This is a genomic window from Jidongwangia harbinensis (assembly GCF_020216025.1).
In the GTDB taxonomy this organism is placed as follows: Bacteria; Actinomycetota; Actinomycetes; order Mycobacteriales; family Micromonosporaceae; genus Actinoplanes; species Actinoplanes harbinensis.
On the sequence record NZ_JAIWNC010000038.1, the window covers coordinates 89,122 to 103,892 of the forward strand.

Annotated in this window: 11 protein-coding genes, 1 rRNA gene and 1 pseudogene; 7 read left to right on the plus strand and 6 right to left on the minus strand. The window is 72.3% G+C overall.

The genetic code is table 11. The annotated features are described in order from the left end of the window. Positions 1–100: 100 nt before the first annotated feature. The gene (locus tag LDL48_RS34480; RefSeq protein WP_225259329.1) at positions 101–1,624 is read right to left on the minus strand and encodes an alkaline phosphatase D family protein; all 1,524 of its coding nucleotides are present in this window, start codon (positions 1,622–1,624) and stop codon (positions 101–103) included. 69 nt (positions 1,625–1,693) lie between these two features. On the opposite strand from LDL48_RS34480, the gene LDL48_RS44765 reads away from it, so the two are divergent. The 5 genes from LDL48_RS44765 to LDL48_RS34505 all read left to right on the plus strand — a co-directional run bounded on the left by LDL48_RS44765 (position 1,694) and on the right by LDL48_RS34505 (position 5,590). After that, complete coding sequence (locus tag LDL48_RS44765) at positions 1,694–2,704, plus strand: ArsR/SmtB family transcription factor (protein WP_225259330.1); 1,011 nt, start codon at positions 1,694–1,696, stop codon at positions 2,702–2,704. A 28-nt stretch (positions 2,705–2,732) separates the two neighbouring features. Beyond that, positions 2,733–3,515 (plus strand): ABC transporter ATP-binding protein, encoded by a 783-nt coding sequence (locus LDL48_RS34490; RefSeq protein WP_225259331.1) that lies wholly within the window; start codon positions 2,733–2,735, stop codon positions 3,513–3,515. Beyond that, on the plus strand, positions 3,512–4,282 hold the full coding sequence (locus LDL48_RS34495) for an ABC transporter permease (RefSeq protein ID WP_225259332.1): 771 nt from the start codon (positions 3,512–3,514) through the stop codon (positions 4,280–4,282). Before LDL48_RS34490 ends, LDL48_RS34495 begins: the two co-directional genes overlap by 4 nt. Next, positions 4,279–5,064 carry an ABC transporter permease gene (locus tag LDL48_RS34500; RefSeq protein WP_225259333.1) on the plus strand — a complete coding sequence of 262 codons (786 nt, stop codon included), beginning with the start codon at positions 4,279–4,281 and terminating at the stop codon, positions 5,062–5,064. Before LDL48_RS34495 ends, LDL48_RS34500 begins: the two co-directional genes overlap by 4 nt. Positions 5,065–5,143: 79 nt before the next feature. Further along, on the plus strand, positions 5,144–5,590 hold the full coding sequence (locus LDL48_RS34505; RefSeq protein ID WP_225259334.1) for a carboxymuconolactone decarboxylase family protein: 447 nt from the start codon (positions 5,144–5,146) through the stop codon (positions 5,588–5,590). Here the strand turns inward: LDL48_RS34505 and ndk are convergent. Beyond that, positions 5,587–6,008: pseudogene (gene ndk / locus LDL48_RS34510) on the minus strand (nucleoside-diphosphate kinase). The gene LDL48_RS34505 and the pseudogene ndk sit on opposite strands and share 4 nt — an antisense overlap. 181 nt (positions 6,009–6,189) lie before the next feature. On the opposite strand from ndk, the gene LDL48_RS44770 reads away from it, so the two are divergent. Then, positions 6,190–8,391 carry a VOC family protein gene (locus LDL48_RS44770; protein WP_308016526.1) on the plus strand — a complete coding sequence of 734 codons (2,202 nt, stop codon included), beginning with the start codon at positions 6,190–6,192 and terminating at the stop codon, positions 8,389–8,391. Between the two features lie 6 nt (positions 8,392–8,397). Here the strand turns inward: LDL48_RS44770 and LDL48_RS34525 are convergent, their stop codons facing one another. Genes LDL48_RS34525 through LDL48_RS34535 form a run of 3 tightly spaced genes read right to left on the minus strand, consistent with a single transcriptional unit; the run spans position 8,398 to position 12,712 of the window. Beyond that, positions 8,398–8,754, minus strand: coding sequence for a DUF4233 domain-containing protein (locus tag LDL48_RS34525; RefSeq protein WP_225259335.1), 357 nt, complete (start codon positions 8,752–8,754; stop codon positions 8,398–8,400). Continuing rightward, positions 8,751–10,022, minus strand: a complete 1,272-nt coding sequence (locus LDL48_RS34530; RefSeq protein ID WP_225259345.1) for a bifunctional folylpolyglutamate synthase/dihydrofolate synthase — start codon at positions 10,020–10,022, stop codon at positions 8,751–8,753. Before LDL48_RS34530 ends, LDL48_RS34525 begins: the two co-directional genes overlap by 4 nt. 50 nt (positions 10,023–10,072) lie before the next feature. Next, positions 10,073–12,712 (minus strand): valine--tRNA ligase, encoded by a 2,640-nt coding sequence (locus tag LDL48_RS34535; protein WP_225259336.1) that lies wholly within the window; start codon positions 12,710–12,712, stop codon positions 10,073–10,075. Positions 12,713–12,830: 118 nt separating this feature from the next. On the opposite strand from LDL48_RS34535, the gene LDL48_RS34540 reads away from it, so the two are divergent. After that, the gene (locus tag LDL48_RS34540) at positions 12,831–13,505 is read left to right on the plus strand and encodes a hypothetical protein (protein ID WP_225259337.1); all 675 of its coding nucleotides are present in this window, start codon (positions 12,831–12,833) and stop codon (positions 13,503–13,505) included. Between the two features lie 995 nt (positions 13,506–14,500). On the opposite strand, the gene rrf is transcribed toward LDL48_RS34540, so the two are convergent. Beyond that, positions 14,501–14,617: ribosomal RNA gene (rrf, locus tag LDL48_RS34545) — 5S ribosomal RNA — on the minus strand. Positions 14,618–14,771: the final 154 nt, after the last annotated feature.

The following is a 14,771-nucleotide window of genomic DNA, read 5'->3' on the forward strand; positions in this document are numbered from 1 at the left end:
AAGGACAGGGGTCCGTTCTTCCGGAGGCTCCCCGGTGATGGCCGGTTCGTCGCCTGCAGGGCACAACGATACCGGCCACCCCCGGATTCCTTCATCCGACTTACGGCGCCGGCAGCGTGGTGCTCCACAACGCGGCGCCGTCCCGGTCCCGCAGGTCGACCCGCAGGCTGCCGCCCCGGTCGATGTTCACCTCGCCGAAGTGCTGGAAACCGTCCGCCGGGGAGGTGTTCGCGGCCGGTGGGGCGTTGACGAACACCGCCTTCGGCCCGAACGTGCCGTCCAGCGCGTTCGGCCCGAACGCGCCCGCGTGCGCCGGCCCGGAGACGAACTCCCAGAACGGGGTGAAGTCGCGGACCGCGGCCCGGGCCGGGTCGTAGTGGTGCGCGGCGGTGTAGTGCACGTCGGCGGTGAGGAACACGATCCCGGTGACGCCGTGCCGATGTGCGGCGCGCAGCACGGTGGCGATCTCCAGCTCCCGGCCCAGCGGCGCACCCGGGTCGCCCTGCGCGATGCCCTCCTGCGCGGCCGCGCCGTCCGGCACGACCAGCCCGATCGGCAGGTCCGCGGCGATCACCTTCCAGGTGGCGCGGCTGGACCGCAGGCCGCGGATCAGCCAGTCGCGCTGGCGCGCGCCGAGCAGGCCCCGGTCCGGGTCCGGGTAGGTGTTGCCGTCGTTGGGGTCCTTGAAGGTACGCATGTCCAGCACGAACACGTCGAGCAGCGGGCCATGGGCGAGCCGCCGGTACAGCGGCCCGGACGCCTGCGGGGTGGGCAACCATTCGTGGTACGCCCGCTGCGCCCGCGCGGCCAGCACGTCCACCCGCTTCTCGGTGTACCGGGCGTCGTCCAGGATCTCCCCCGGGTACCAGTTGTTGGTCACCTCGTGGTCGTCCCACTGGTTGACCTGCGGCACCTCGGCGGCGAACCGGCGGTAGTGCTCGTCGAGCAGGTTGTACGCGTACTGCCCGCGGTACTCCGCCAGCGTCTCGGCGACCTTGGACTTCTCCGGCGTGACCAGGTTCCGCCAGGTCCGGCCGTCGGGCAGCGCGACGGTGGCCGGCAGTGGCCCGTCGGCGTACACCGTGTCGCCGCTGTGCAGCAGGAAGTCCGGCCGCCGGGCGCGCATCGCGGCGAACAGCCGCATGCCGCCGTACGCCGGGTCGATGCCCCAGCCCTGGCCGGCCACGTCGCCGGTCCACACGAAGCGGATGTCCTGCCGGTGCGCCGGCGCGGTCCGGAACTCCCCGCCCAGCGGCTCGCTGAACAGTCCCGGCCGGTCCAGGCTCTCCACCCGGGCGCGGTAGTACAGCCGCGAGCCGGGCGGCAGGTTCCGCAGCGGCAACTTGCCGGTGAAGTCGGTGTCCGGGGTGACCACCGGGCCGCGGACCAGCCGGGCGCCGCGGAAGTCGGGGCGCCGGCTCACCTGCACCCACAGCCGGCCGGGCCGGTCCGCCCGGGTCCACACCACCGCCGCGTCGGCGGTGGCGTCGCCGCTCTGCACGCCGTGCGTCAGCACCGGCCGCCCGCTGGGCTTCCAGCCGAACGCGGGACTGGAGAGGAACGTGCCGGCCACACCGCCGGCCAGGCCGGCACGCAACAAGGTTCGTCTGTCGATGGACGTCATGGGTACGGAGTACCGGCCGCACGTGACAGGCGGACCGTCGGCAGGTGGACGATGCCTAAACTCGTACGGGTGATCCGCATCCAGATCGACGAACCGACCCTGGCGCGCACCCGGATCGCGATCAGCCCGCTCAACGAACTGGTCTGTGGCCTGGCCCTGCTGCAGCGCAACCCGGACGTGGTGCCGTGGCCGTACGACGGCTGGGCCGCGCGGGCCCGGCGGATCCTGCGCACCGACCCGGCCACCGCGCCCGTGCAGCTGTACTTCCGGCTCGGCGCGGTCTCGCCCGACCTGTTCTCCAGCATCCCGCCCGGTGCGCTGCCCACCATCACCGACGAACTGGACGCGCTCCGGGAGACGCCCGCCGACCTGGTGGAGGAGCAGTTCACGAAGCACTATCCGGACGGCGAACCGGATTTCCTGCGCCCGTTCCGTACCGACCCGGTGGCCGCGTTCGACCGGCTCGCCGACGGGCTCGCCGCCTACTGGGACGCCGCCCTCGCGCCGTACTGGCCGACCATGCGCGCCGCCCTGGACGAGGAGGTGCTGCTCCGGGCCCGGGCCCTGGCCGCGGACGGCCCGGACGCCCTGCTGTCCCGGCTGCACGAGCGGATCCGCTGGGAGCGGCCGGTGCTGACGCTCGTCAAACCGCTGGAGCACGCGATGGAGGCGGTGAACCAGCGGCTGCTGCTGGTTCCGCTGATCTTCTCCCGCGGCGCGCTGATGTGCTCCGGCGACCACCCCGAGGTGGTCATGGTGACGTACCAGTCGCGCGGCGCCGCGGTGCTGGCCGACGGGCCGGCGCCGGTGCCGGCGGACCGCGCGGACCGGCTCGCCGTCCTGATCGGGCGCGGCCGGGCCACCGTGCTGCGGGCGCTGACCACCCCGGCCACCACCACCGGCCTGGCCACCGCGCTCGGCCTGGCCCCGAGCACGGTGTCGGAGCACCTCGCCGCGCTGCAGGCGGCGGGCGTGGTGCATCGCCGCCGGGCCGGGCGCCGGGTGCTGTACGGCCTGGAGCCCACCGGCACGGCGCTGGTCACCCTGCTGGATTCGGGAGCCGCCGAATCCGTTTCCTAGGCCGGTCCCGGTCCCTACCGTTCGCGGCATGGGGATCGCCGTCGAAGCCGAGGATCTACGCCGCACCTACCGCAGCCGCACCGGCTGGGCCCGGGCCCGCCGCACCGAGGTGGACGCGGTGCGCGGCATCTCCTTCTCGATCGAGCGGGGCGAGCTGTTCGGCCTGCTCGGCCCGAACGGGGCCGGCAAGACCACCACCATCAAGATGCTCAACACGCTGCTCATCCCGACCTCCGGCCGGGCCCGGGTGTGCGGGTACGACGTGGTCGCCGACACCCGCGAGGTGCGCCGCCGCATCGGGTACGTGTTCGGCGGCGACCGTGGCCTGTACGACCGGCTGTCCGGGCTGGACAACCTGCGCTACTTCGCCGAGCTGTACGGCGTCCCGCCGCGCGAGCAGAAGCGGCGCATCGGTGAACTGCTCGACCTGGTCCGCCTGACCGGCCGGGAGCGGGAGCGGGTCGAGGGCTACTCCCGCGGCATGCGCCAGCGCCTGCACATCGCCCGCGGCCTGCTGCACCGGCCGGAGGTGCTGTTCCTGGACGAGCCGTCGATCGGGGTGGACCCGGTCGCCGCCCGGGAACTGCGCGGCGCCGTCGCGGACCTGGCCGCGGCCGGCACCACGGTGCTGCTGACCACCCACTACATGGCGGAGGCCGACGAACTGTGCGACCGGATCGCGGTGATCGCGGACGGCGCCATCCAGGCGCTGGGCACGCCGGCCGAGCTGCGGGCCCGGGCCGCCGGACGGGTCGGCACCCGCGAACCCACGCTCGAGGACGCGTACGTGGCGATCGTGCAGCCGTCATGAGGACGGCCCGGATGATCGCGGTCGGCGCGCTCCTGCACGCCAAGCACCTCAGCCGGTCACCGCTCGAGATCGCGATCAGCCTGGTCGTGCCGGTGGTGCAGGCGACCCTCGCGGTGTACCTGCTCCGGTCCGGCGGCGCCGGGGACCGGCTGCTGGACGCCGCGGTGGGCGCCGGGATGATGGGGGTCTGGTCGTCGGTGCTGTTCGGGTCGGGCGCCGCGATCCAGAACCAGCGCTGGCAGGGCACCCTCGAGATGATCATGCTGGCGCCACGCCGGCCCGCGCTGGTGCTCGTGCCGATCACCCTCGCCACCGCGCTGACCGGCACCTACGCCATCCTCGCCACGCTGCTCTGGGGACGCCTGCTGTACGGCATCCGGCTCGACTTCGCCCATCCGGTCGCGTTCGCCGTGGTGGCACCGGCGTGCATCCTGTCGCTGGGTCTGTTCGGCCTGCTGCTGGCGGCCACGTTCGTGCTGCTGCGCAACGCCAACGCGCTGGCCAACACGCTGGAGTATCCGGTGTGGCTGGTGTCCGGCATGCTGGTTCCGATCACCGTGCTGCCGGGCTGGACCGGGCCACTGGCCGCGGCCCTGCCGACCACCTGGGCGGCCCGGGCGCTGCGCGAGGCCACCGGCGGCGGGCCGGTCTGGCCGTCCGCCGCCCTCTGCGTCGGCATCGGCCTGACCTGCGCGGTGCTGGGGGCGTTCGCGCTGACGTACGTGGAACGGCGCGCCCGCGCCTCGGCCACCCTGGCGCTGGCATGAGTGGCCTCCGGCTCCTCACCGTCGGCGGGGTGATCGCCTACCGCGCCCTGTTCAACTGGACCACGCCCGGCATGTTCGTCGGCACGCTGCTCGTCGGCCCGCTGTTCCAGCTGCTGTTCTTCGCCTACCTGGGCCGGCAGCTGCAGGTGGCCGACGACCGCTTCTACATCGTCGGCAACGCGGTGCTGGCCGCGTCGCTGGCGTGCGTGTTCGGCGGCACGATGGCGGTCGGCAACGAACGCCGCTACGGCACCCTGGGCCACGTCCTGTTGTCGCCGCGCAGCCGCACCGCGATCTTCCTGGGGCGCGCCGTCCCGTACGCGGGGAACGGGCTGTTGATCGCCGTGACCACGCTGACCGGGGGTGCGCTGCTGCTCGGCCTGCGCGTCCCGCCCGGCGCCCTGCCCGGCCTGGCGCTGGCCCTGGCGGTGGGTTCGCTGTCCTGCGCCTGTTTCGGGCTGGCCCTGGGAGCGGTCGGCCTGCGGCTGCGCGACATCTGGGTGGTGTCGAACGTGTCGGTGGCCGTGCTGCTGCTGTTCACCGGCGTGAACGTGCCGGCCGCCGCGCTGCCCGGCTGGATGGCGGCGGCGGGCCGGTTCCTGCCGATCACACACGCCGCCGAGGCCGCCCGGGTGCTCGCCGCCGGCCGGGGCATCGGTGCCGCCCTGCCCGCGATCGGGCGGGAGGTGGCGGTCGGCGCGGCGTATGCCGTGCTGGCCGCCGCGCTGCTCACGGTGTTCGAGGCGGAGTCCCGCCGCCGCGCCAGCCTGGACACGCTGTGAACGGCATCACTGTCACGTTGCCCGACGTCGTCTCGTCCTGTCCGTGTCACCGAAGGATCTGGACCAGGAGGAAGAAACCGTGTCGCGATTGACGCTCACCGACGTCGCACCCGAGGCTTTCCAGGCGGTCATGGGCATGGAGACGCACGCCCGCCGCACCGTCGACCACACCCTGCTGCACCTGATCAAGCTGCGCGCCTCGATCCTCAACGGCTGCGGCTACTGCGTCGACATGCACAGCACCGACGCCCTGAAGGTGGGCGAGTCCAGCCGCCGGCTGTTCGGCGTGGCGGCCTGGCGGGAGGCCACCGCGCTCTACACCGAGCGTGAACTCGCCGCCCTGGAGTTGACCGACGCCGTCACCCGACTGGGTGAACACGGCGTGCCGGACGAGGTGTGGGACCGGGCGGCGCAGCAGTTCGACAAGACCGAACTGGGCAACCTGCTGGTCGCCATCGCCACCATCAACGTGTGGAACCGCCTCGCGGTCAGCACGAGGATGGACCTGCCCGCGCTGGAGGGCTAGACCAGGCCGGGGAACCAGAGCGCCAGCTCGCGCTTCGCGCTCTCCGGCGAGTCGGAGGCGTGCACCAGGTTCTCCCGGTTGGACAGCGAGAGGTCGCCGCGGATCGTGCCCGCGGCGGCCTTGCGCCCGTCGGTGGCCCCGATCATCGCCCGCACCACGTCGATCACCCCGTCGCCGGCCAGCACCAGGGCGACCAGGGAACCGCTGGTCATGAACTCCTTGAGCGGCGGGTAGAACGCCTTGTCCACGTGGTCGGCGTAGTGCGCGTCGGCCAGGGGGCGTCCATCGTGCGCAACTCCATCGCCTCGATCACGAGGCCCTTGCGCTCGAACCGGCCGACGATCTCGCCGACCAGGCCGCGGCGTACCGCATCGGGCTTGACAAGCACGAGCGACCGCTCGCTGGGCGGGGTGGACACCGAAGATCCTCCTGGAGGAGCGAAACGGACACGCGGGCTGTCAGCCTATCGGTACCGGTCCCGCGGCAGGCGGCAACCACCGCACACCCCCGCCGCCGCCTCGCGTCGGACCCGGACCGGCCTCCCTTTCGCAACGACCGGGCGGCCCCATAGCCTGACAGGGACACCCGGGAGGTCCACAGTGGCGAACCAAACCGGCCGACCCATCGCGCCGGCGCGCAAACTCGTCGCCGCCGTGCTGGGCACCATCGCGTTCTTTGTGATGGTTTTCGGTCTCGGCCTGTCGAGCTGGGCGATCGTCGCCCTGGGCGCGGCCATGCTGGCACTGGCCGTCGCGCTCGGCATGGTGACCGTGGCCCGCCGCAGCGCCCGCGCCTGGGTCGCCGGACACGCCCAGGTCAAGGCGGTGTCCGCGCCACCCAGCTCGGCCGCCGCCTACGGCCGGGCGGAGCTGCAGCTCGTCGTGGTGGCGCCCGGCCTGCCGACCACCGAGGTCCTGGTCCGCGACCCGCGCGTGCCGGTGGTCAAATGGCCGAGCCCGGGCGACCAGGTGCCGATCAGCGTGGACGTGGACGACATGCGCCGGGTGCGGATCGACTGGGACCAGGCATCCGACCGCGGCGACGACGGCGATCCCCCGCCACCCCCGCCCTACCGGTCCCCGGACGACTTCGTCGACGACGACCTGCTCGGCGACGTGGACCCTCCGCCCTGGGCCAACCGTGACCGGGACTGGGGCCGCGGACCGGACGAACCGTCTCCGCCGTCGGCCGGCCTGGACCTGGACGAACCGCACGACTCGACCGTGGTGGTCCGGGAGACGCCCGCCGGGCCGGTGCTGGAGGGCCAGTTCGTCGACCACGACGAGGCCCCGCCCCCGCTGCCGCACCGGGCCCGCACCGCCGAACCGGACGCCGCTCCGGGCCCGTCCCGGCCGCCCGGCACCAGGCCCAGCCCGCGCCCGCACCGCACCGCGACCAGGCCCACGGCAGACCCCGACGAGGGTACGCACGCAGCACCCTCCGGCGCCGCCGCAGCCGAATCGCACCGCGACACCCCCGAACCCGAACGCGACACCCCCGAACCCGACCGCGGCACCGGCACCGGCGGACCCGACCGCCCGGCCGCCACCGATCGGCCGGACGACGTCGATCGGCCGGACGACGTCGATCGGCCGGACGACGTCGATCGGCCGGACGACGTCGATCGGCCGGACGACGTTGGTCGGCCGGCCGCAGCGGCTCCGGCCGACGAGGAGATCGACCTACCGCTGGACGGCGATCCGGAGGCACCGCCGGAGTTCACCGCCCCGGCCGCCCGGGACGCCGTGGACGACGGCATCATTACGCCGCCGCCCGCCGACACCGCCCCGGCCGGCCCCCGGCCGGCCTTCGTGATGGAACCGGCCGCGTCCGAGCCGGTACCCCCGCCGCCGGCCCCGCGGACCGGCGCGGACGACGAGATCGGCCGGCGCCCGACGATCAGCGGCCTGGACGCCCCGGACACGGGCACCGCACCCGTCGACCCACCGTCCGCCCCGGCACCCGAAGCCGCACCCTCCCCCACGTCCGCGGCCTCGTCCAGCCCGGCCTCCGCGGGCTCGTCCACCCCGGCCTCCGAAGGGTCCGGGTCCGCTTCCGAAGCCGGATCCGCGGCGACCACCGGGGCCGGCCGCCGGACCGGAGCCGAGAACCAGGCCGGAGCGCACGCGGCCGTCCCCGAACAGCGCAGCGGCATCGCCAAGGCCGCCGCTGCCGGAGCCGCCGCTGCCGGAGCCGCCGCCGTGGCCGCCGCGGCCGCCGCCGGCCTCGCCGCCACCCGCAAGTCCCGCGACGACACCCCGGCCGACCCCCCTTCCGAGCCTCCCGCGACACCGCGCGACACCTCGGAGAACGGCACCGCCCCCCGGCAGCGCGGTCCGTGGGCCGACCTGGAGAGCCGCGGCTACGAACCGGACGAGCGGGCCGACGAGCTGATCACCGCGTACCCCACCGCCCGTCCCGGGCCGGCCGGCGCGATCCACGGTGTCGGCATCACGGTGCTGGTCACCGACCTCGCCCGGTCGATCGCGTTCTACCGGGAGACGCTCGGCTTCTTCGAGATCGACCGCGGTGCGGACAGCGCGGTCCTGGCGTCCGGGGACACCCGTCTGGTGCTGCGTACCGTGCACAGCCTCTCGCCCGAGGCCGGCCGCCTCGTCCACCTGAACCTGGAGGTCGGCGACCTGGCCGCGGTGCACGAGGACCTGCAGGCCAAGGGCGTCCGGTTCGAGCACGGCCCGCGTGCGGTCAACCGGGGCGGCAAGCTGGAGCTGTGGGCCGCCGCGTTCCTCGACCCGGACGGCCACACCGTCGCGATCACCGAGTGGCGGGCCACGCGCTGACCGGCGTCAGCGCGGGCCCAGGATGGTACGGCGGACGTACATCGCGTACGCCCAGGCGGCGCCGAAGATCAGTCCCAGCGCGGTCAGCGACCAGTGGAACAGCCCGGCGCCGAGCAGCAGGACCTGCAGCGCGGTGCCGCCGTGCCAGGCCCACCGGCGCCGCATCAGGCCGGCCAGGAGGACCGCCAGCACGGCCAGCGTGACGACCGCGCCGACTCCCCAGCCGCCGAGGTCGCCGCCGAGGATCCGGATCGGCTGGATGGCGAGCAGCAGCACGATCGCCTCCAGGATCAGCGTCCCGGCGCCGAGTCCGCGTACCGCTGCCTCGGGGTTCCGCAGCCCCGACGGCCGGGGTTCGGTCATTTCTTCAGCAGCTTCCGCGCGTCGGCCACGGTGACGACCGATCCGGTGACCAGGACGCCGACGCCGCTGTGCTCGCCGTCGGTGTTCGACTCGGCCAGCACCACGGCCTCCTCGATGGCGTCCGGCATGGTGTCGGCGACGGTGACCCGGTGCTCACCGAAGATCTCCGTGGCCAGTTGGGCGAGTTCCTGCAGCGGCATCGACCGCGGCGAGCTGTTCTGCGTCACCACCAGCTCGGCCACCACCGGTTCCAGCAGGTCGAGCAGCCCTTCGGCGTCCTTGTCGCCGAGCACCGCGACCACCGCGACCAGGTGCCGGAACGCGAACTCCTCCTCCAGCGCCTTCACCGTGGCGGCCATGCCGTGCGGGTTGTGCGCGCCGTCGAGCAGGATCGTCGGCGCGCTGCGGACCCGTTCCAGCCGGCCCGGCGAGTCGACCATGGCGAAGCCCTCGCGGATCAGGTCGACCTCGAGCTGCCGGTCCTTGCCGGCGCCGAGGAACGCCTCCACCGCGGCCAGTGCCAGTGCGGCGTTCTGGGCCTGGTGTGCGCCGAACAGCGGCAGGAAGATCTCGTCGTACACGCCGCCGAGACCCTGCAGGGCCAGCATCTGGCCGCCGACCGCGATGTCCCGCCGGACCACGCCGAACTCGCTGCCCTCGCGGGCCACCGTGGCGCCCATGTCCGCGCTGCGTTCCAGGATCGGCCGCATCGCGTCCTCGTCCTGGAGTGCGGTGATCACCGTGGCCCCGTTGTGGATGATCCCGGCCTTGGCCCAGGCGATGTCCTCGATCGTGTCGCCGAGCCACTCGGTGTGGTCCAGGCCGATCGGGGTGAGCACGCAGACGCCGGCCTCGATGACGTTGGTGGCGTCCTCCTCGCCGCCCAGCCCCACCTCCACCACGGCGATGTCCACCGGCGCGTCGGCGAACGTCGCGTACGCCAGCGCCGTGGTCATGTCGAAGTAGGTCAGCGGCTCCGCCACCTGCTTGTCGATCAGCTCGGCCAGCGGCGCCACCTCGTCGTACACGGCGACCAGCCGCTCCTCGGACACCGGCTCCCCGTCCAGGCTGATCCGCTCCCGGACGGTCTCCAGGTGCGGGCTGGTGTAGCGGCCGGTGTGCAGGCCGTGCGCCCGGAGCAGGCTGTCGATCATCCGGGCCGTCGACGTCTTGCCGTTGGTGCCGGTCAGGTGGATCGAGGGGTACGCCCGCTGCGGGCTGCCCAGCACGTCCATCAGGTCGCGGATCTTCTGCAGGTCGAACGCCATGCGGGTGAAGCCGCGCCCGTCGAGCGCGGCGATCACCTCGGGATAGGTACTCACGTGGAAGGCAACGCGTCGAGGGCGGCGGTAATTCTCGTCAGGTCCGACTCGGCCGCGGTCAGCCGATCCTTGATCTTGGCGACCACGGCTTCCGGTGCCTTGCCGACGAACGCCTCGTTGCCCAGCTTCGCCCGGCACTGCGCGGCCTCCTTCTCGGCCGCCGCCCGGTCCTTCTCCAGCCGGGCCCGTTCCGCCCCGACGTCGATGGTGCCGCGGGTGTCCAGGTCGACGGTGATCCCGCCGGTCACCGCGAGCGTCGCGGTCGCGGCGAAGTCGGCCGCCGGCCGGTCCAGCCGGGCCAGCGAACGGATCAGGGCCTCGTGTACGTCGATGCCCACGTTGCCCAGGCCGGTCAGCGCGGCGGTGACCCGCTGGCCGGGCCGCAGTCCCTGGTCGGAACGGAACCGCCGGACCTCGGTGACGACCTTCTGCAGCGCCGCCACCTCCTCCTCGGCGGCGTCGTCGATGCGCGCCGTCTCGGTCGCCGGCCAGGCCGCGGTGACCACCGTCTCCGCGCCGGTCAGCACGGTCCACAGCTCCTCGGTGACGAACGGAATCACCGGGTGCAGGAGCCGCAGCAGGTGGTCCAGCACGTGCCCGAGCACCCGTCGGGTCCGGTCGGCCGCCTCGCCGCCACCGGCCAGCACCGGCTTGCTCAGCTCCACGTACCAGTCGCAGACGTCGTCCCAGGCGAAGTGGTACAGGGTGTCGCAGATCTTCGCGAACTCGTACGTCTCGAACTGCTCGTCGACCTCCGCGGTGACGTGCTGCAGGCGGGACAGGATCCACCGGTCGACCGTGGACAGCTCGTCGGACGGCGGCAGCTCACCCGCCACCGTCGCGCCGTTCATCAGCGCGAACCGGGTGGCGTTCCACAGCTTGTTGCAGAAGTTCCGGGAGCCCTGGCACCACTCCTCGCTGACCGGCACGTCCGCGCCCGGGTTGGCGCCCCGGGCCAGCGTGAACCGGGTGGCGTCGGCACCGAACCGGTCCATCCAGTCCAGCGGGTCCACCACGTTGCCGAACGACTTCGACATCTTCTTGCCGTGCTGGTCGCGCACCATGCCGTGCAGCGCGATGGTGTGGAACGGCGGCACACCGTCCATCGCGTACAGGCCGAACATCATCATCCGGGCGACCCAGAAGAACAGGATGTCGTACCCGGTGACCAGCACACTGGTCGGATAGAACTTGGTCAGGTCGGCACTCTGCTCCGGCCACCCCAGCGTGGAGAACGGCCACAACCCCGAGGAGAACCAGGTGTCGAGTACGTCCTCGTCCTGGCGCCAGCCCGCACCGGTGGGCGGCTCCTCGTCCGGGCCGACGCAGACCACCTCGTCGTTCGGGCCGTACCAGACCGGGATCCGGTGCCCCCACCACAGCTGACGCGAGATGCACCAGTCGTGCATGTTGTCGACCCAGGCGAAGTACCGCTTGGTGAACTCGGCCGGCTCGACCGTCACCCGGCCGTCCCGCACCGCGTCGCCGGCCGCCTTGGCCAGCGGCTTGGTGTTGACGAACCACTGCAGCGACAGCCGCGGCTCCACGGTGGTCTTGCAGCGCGCGCAGTGCCCGACGGAGTGCTGGTAGGGCCGCTTCTCCGCGACGATCCTGCCCTGCTCACGCAGCGCCGCCACGATGGCCGGCCGGGCTTCGTACCGATCAAGACCCTCAAACGGCCCGGGTACGGTGACCACGGCGCGCTCGTCCATGATCGTCAGGCTGGGCAGCCCGTGCCGCTGGCCGATCTCGAAGTCGTTCGGGTCGTGCGCCGGGGTCACCTTCACCGCACCGGTACCGAACGCCGGGTCCACGTGCTCGTCCGCCACGATCGGAATGCGCCGCCCGGTCAACGGAAGCTCGACCTCGGTCCCGATCAGGTGCCGGTACCGCTCGTCCTCCGGATGCACCGCCACCGCGGTGTCACCGAGCATCGTCTCGGCCCGCGTGGTCGCCACGACGATCGAGTTCGCGCCCTCGCCGTACCGGATGGACACCAGCTCGCCGTCGTCGTCGGTGTGCTCCACCTCGATGTCGCTCAGCGCCGTGAGGCACCGCGGGCACCAGTTGATGATCCGCTCGGCGCGGTAGATGAGGTCGTCGTCGTACAGCCGCTTGAAGATCGTCTGGACGGCGCGCGACAACCCTTCGTCCATGGTGAAGCGCTCCCGGCTCCAGTCCACGGAGTCGCCGAGCCGGCGCATCTGCCCGAGGATCGCCCCACCGGACTCGGCCTTCCACTGCCAGACCCGCTCGACGAACTTCTCCCGCCCCAGGTCGTGCCGGGACAGGCTCTGCGCCGCGAGTTGCCGCTCGACGACGTTCTGGGTGGCGATGCCGGCGTGGTCCATGCCCGGCAACCAGAGCGCCTCGTACCCCTGCATCCGCCGCCGCCGGGTAAGAGCATCCATCAGCGTGTGCTCGAACGCGTGCCCCATGTGCAGCGAGCCGGTAACGTTCGGCGGCGGAATGACAATGGTGAACGGCGGCTTCTCACTCGCGGAGTCCGCGGTGAAGTAGCCGGCCTCTACCCAACGCTCGTACCGCCGTTGCTCTACCTCGCCCGGCTGATACTGAGCGGAGAGGCCACCGGTCGGCCGGCTGTCGGGGGTACGGGTGTCGGTTGCATCGGTCACCCGACAAGTCTACGGAGCCCACCCGAGAGACCTGCGCTGGCGTCTCCGCCCCTCTTACCACTCCTCGCATCGGCGGATTCGCGTCGGTGGTCTCGGGTGCCGTTGCTACGCTCGCCGGATGTCCGAGAGCACCGCCGGTCCCAGTGAGCCCAAGCCGGTCGACGTCGCCGACGAGCCGTTCGCGCTGTCCGGCTCCGAGGCCGGCGACGACGACGCCAAGCCGCAGGGCCCGGTGTCACGGACCCGGCTGATCGTGCTCGGTGTTCTGCTGGTCCTCGGCCTGGCCGGCGCGGCCGTCATCGGCTGGACCGCCTGGCGCATCACGTCACAGAAGGACGCCACCCTCACCGTGCCGCCGCAGGTCGCCGGTCTCAAGCTGGATGAGAGCGCCAACGCCCAGACCACCGCGGAGTACCTGACCAACGCGATAGCCGCCGACGTAGACCTCGACGAAACGGTAGGCGCCGTCTACACCGACCCGGCCGCCGCAAACCGCAGCGTACTGTTCTTCGGCGGCACCACGCTGATCTGGACGCCCGGCAGCGACCTGGACACCGCATTCGAGCTGATCTCCGACGAGGAGGGCGCCGTCACCGGCCTGCACGAGGTGCCGACCGGCGACCTGGGCGGCACGATGAAGTGCGGGACGACCGCCTCGGGCGACGGCAACATGGCGGTGTGCGGTTGGGCGGACCACGGCAGCCTGGCGTTGGCAATGTTCCCGAACCGCTCGGAGGCGGATTCCGCCGCGCTGCTCCGCGAGATCCGCGCCGAGGCCCAGACCCGCGAGTAGCGGCGGCCGCCGCGTGTGGCCTTACGGCGGGCCCCCGCCGATTTCCCCACACGATCCAAGCGCCGCTCGGCACCGTGTCGACGTACGGCAAGCACCAAGCCAGAGCTCCCCACGCGCCCAGCCGTGTGAACCTACGGCACGCACCAAACCAAACCTCCCCACGCGTCCACCGTCGACCGGCAGCGTGGGGAGTTGCGGCAGGGACCGGACCGCACTTCCCCACGCACGCAGCGCCGACCGGCAGCGTGCGGAGTTATGGCGGGGACCGGACCGCACCTCCCCACGCACGCAGCGCCGACCGGCAGCGTGCGGAGTTGTGGCACGGACCGAACCGCACCTCCCCACGCACGCAGCGCCGACCGGCAGCGTGCGGTGTTATGGCACGGACCGAACCGCACCTCCCCACGCACGCAGCGCCGACCGGCAGCGTGCGGTGTTATGGCACGGACCGAACCGCACTTCCCCACGCACGCAGCGCCGACCGGCAGCGTGCGGAGATGCGGCACGGACCGAACCGCACCTCCCCACGCACGCAGCGCCGACCGGCAGCGTGGGGAGTTGTGGTTTGGAAGAGAGCAGGTAGGGGGCGGGGGATGAGGGGGTTGTGTGAGGTTGCGGCGTGGGCCGCGGCGGAAATGGTGTCCGCGCGTAGGCCGGCCGCCGCAAGTCGGTCTGCAAGGTGCCTTGGAGGTGCCGGGTGCTGAACAGGCCGGGTGCTGAACAGGCCGGGTGCTGAACAGGCCGGGTGCTGAACAGGCCGGGTGCTGAACAGGCCGGGCCTGGCACGTGCCCGGTCCGACAAGGCAATCGTGCACAAGTCGAGTTGGCATAAGTCGGGCTGGCATAAGTCGGGCTGGCATAAGCCGGGCTGGCAGCAAGCAGAAGGTGGTTCCGGTGCAGCCGGCGCCCGCCCGTGCCTGTGGGTTGCGGGGGTACCAGATCGGGAATGCAGAAATGGCCCACCCCGTCAGGGGTGGGCCATTTCTTCACGTTGAGTCCGGCGGCGTCCTACTCTCCCACACCCTCCCGAGTGCAGTACCATCGGCGCTGGAGGGCTTAGCTTCCGGGTTCGGAATGAGACCGGGCGTTTCCCCACCGCTATGACCACCGAAACACTTACCAACAAACCCCGAACCAGCAACCCCACCCCGGCAAGCATGTGCCCCGGGTAGGGGGTGGTTGTTCGTTTGCTGTGAATCACACAGTGGACGCAAACCATCAAATATGGTGTGGTTAAGCCCTCGGCTTATTAGTACCGGTCAACTG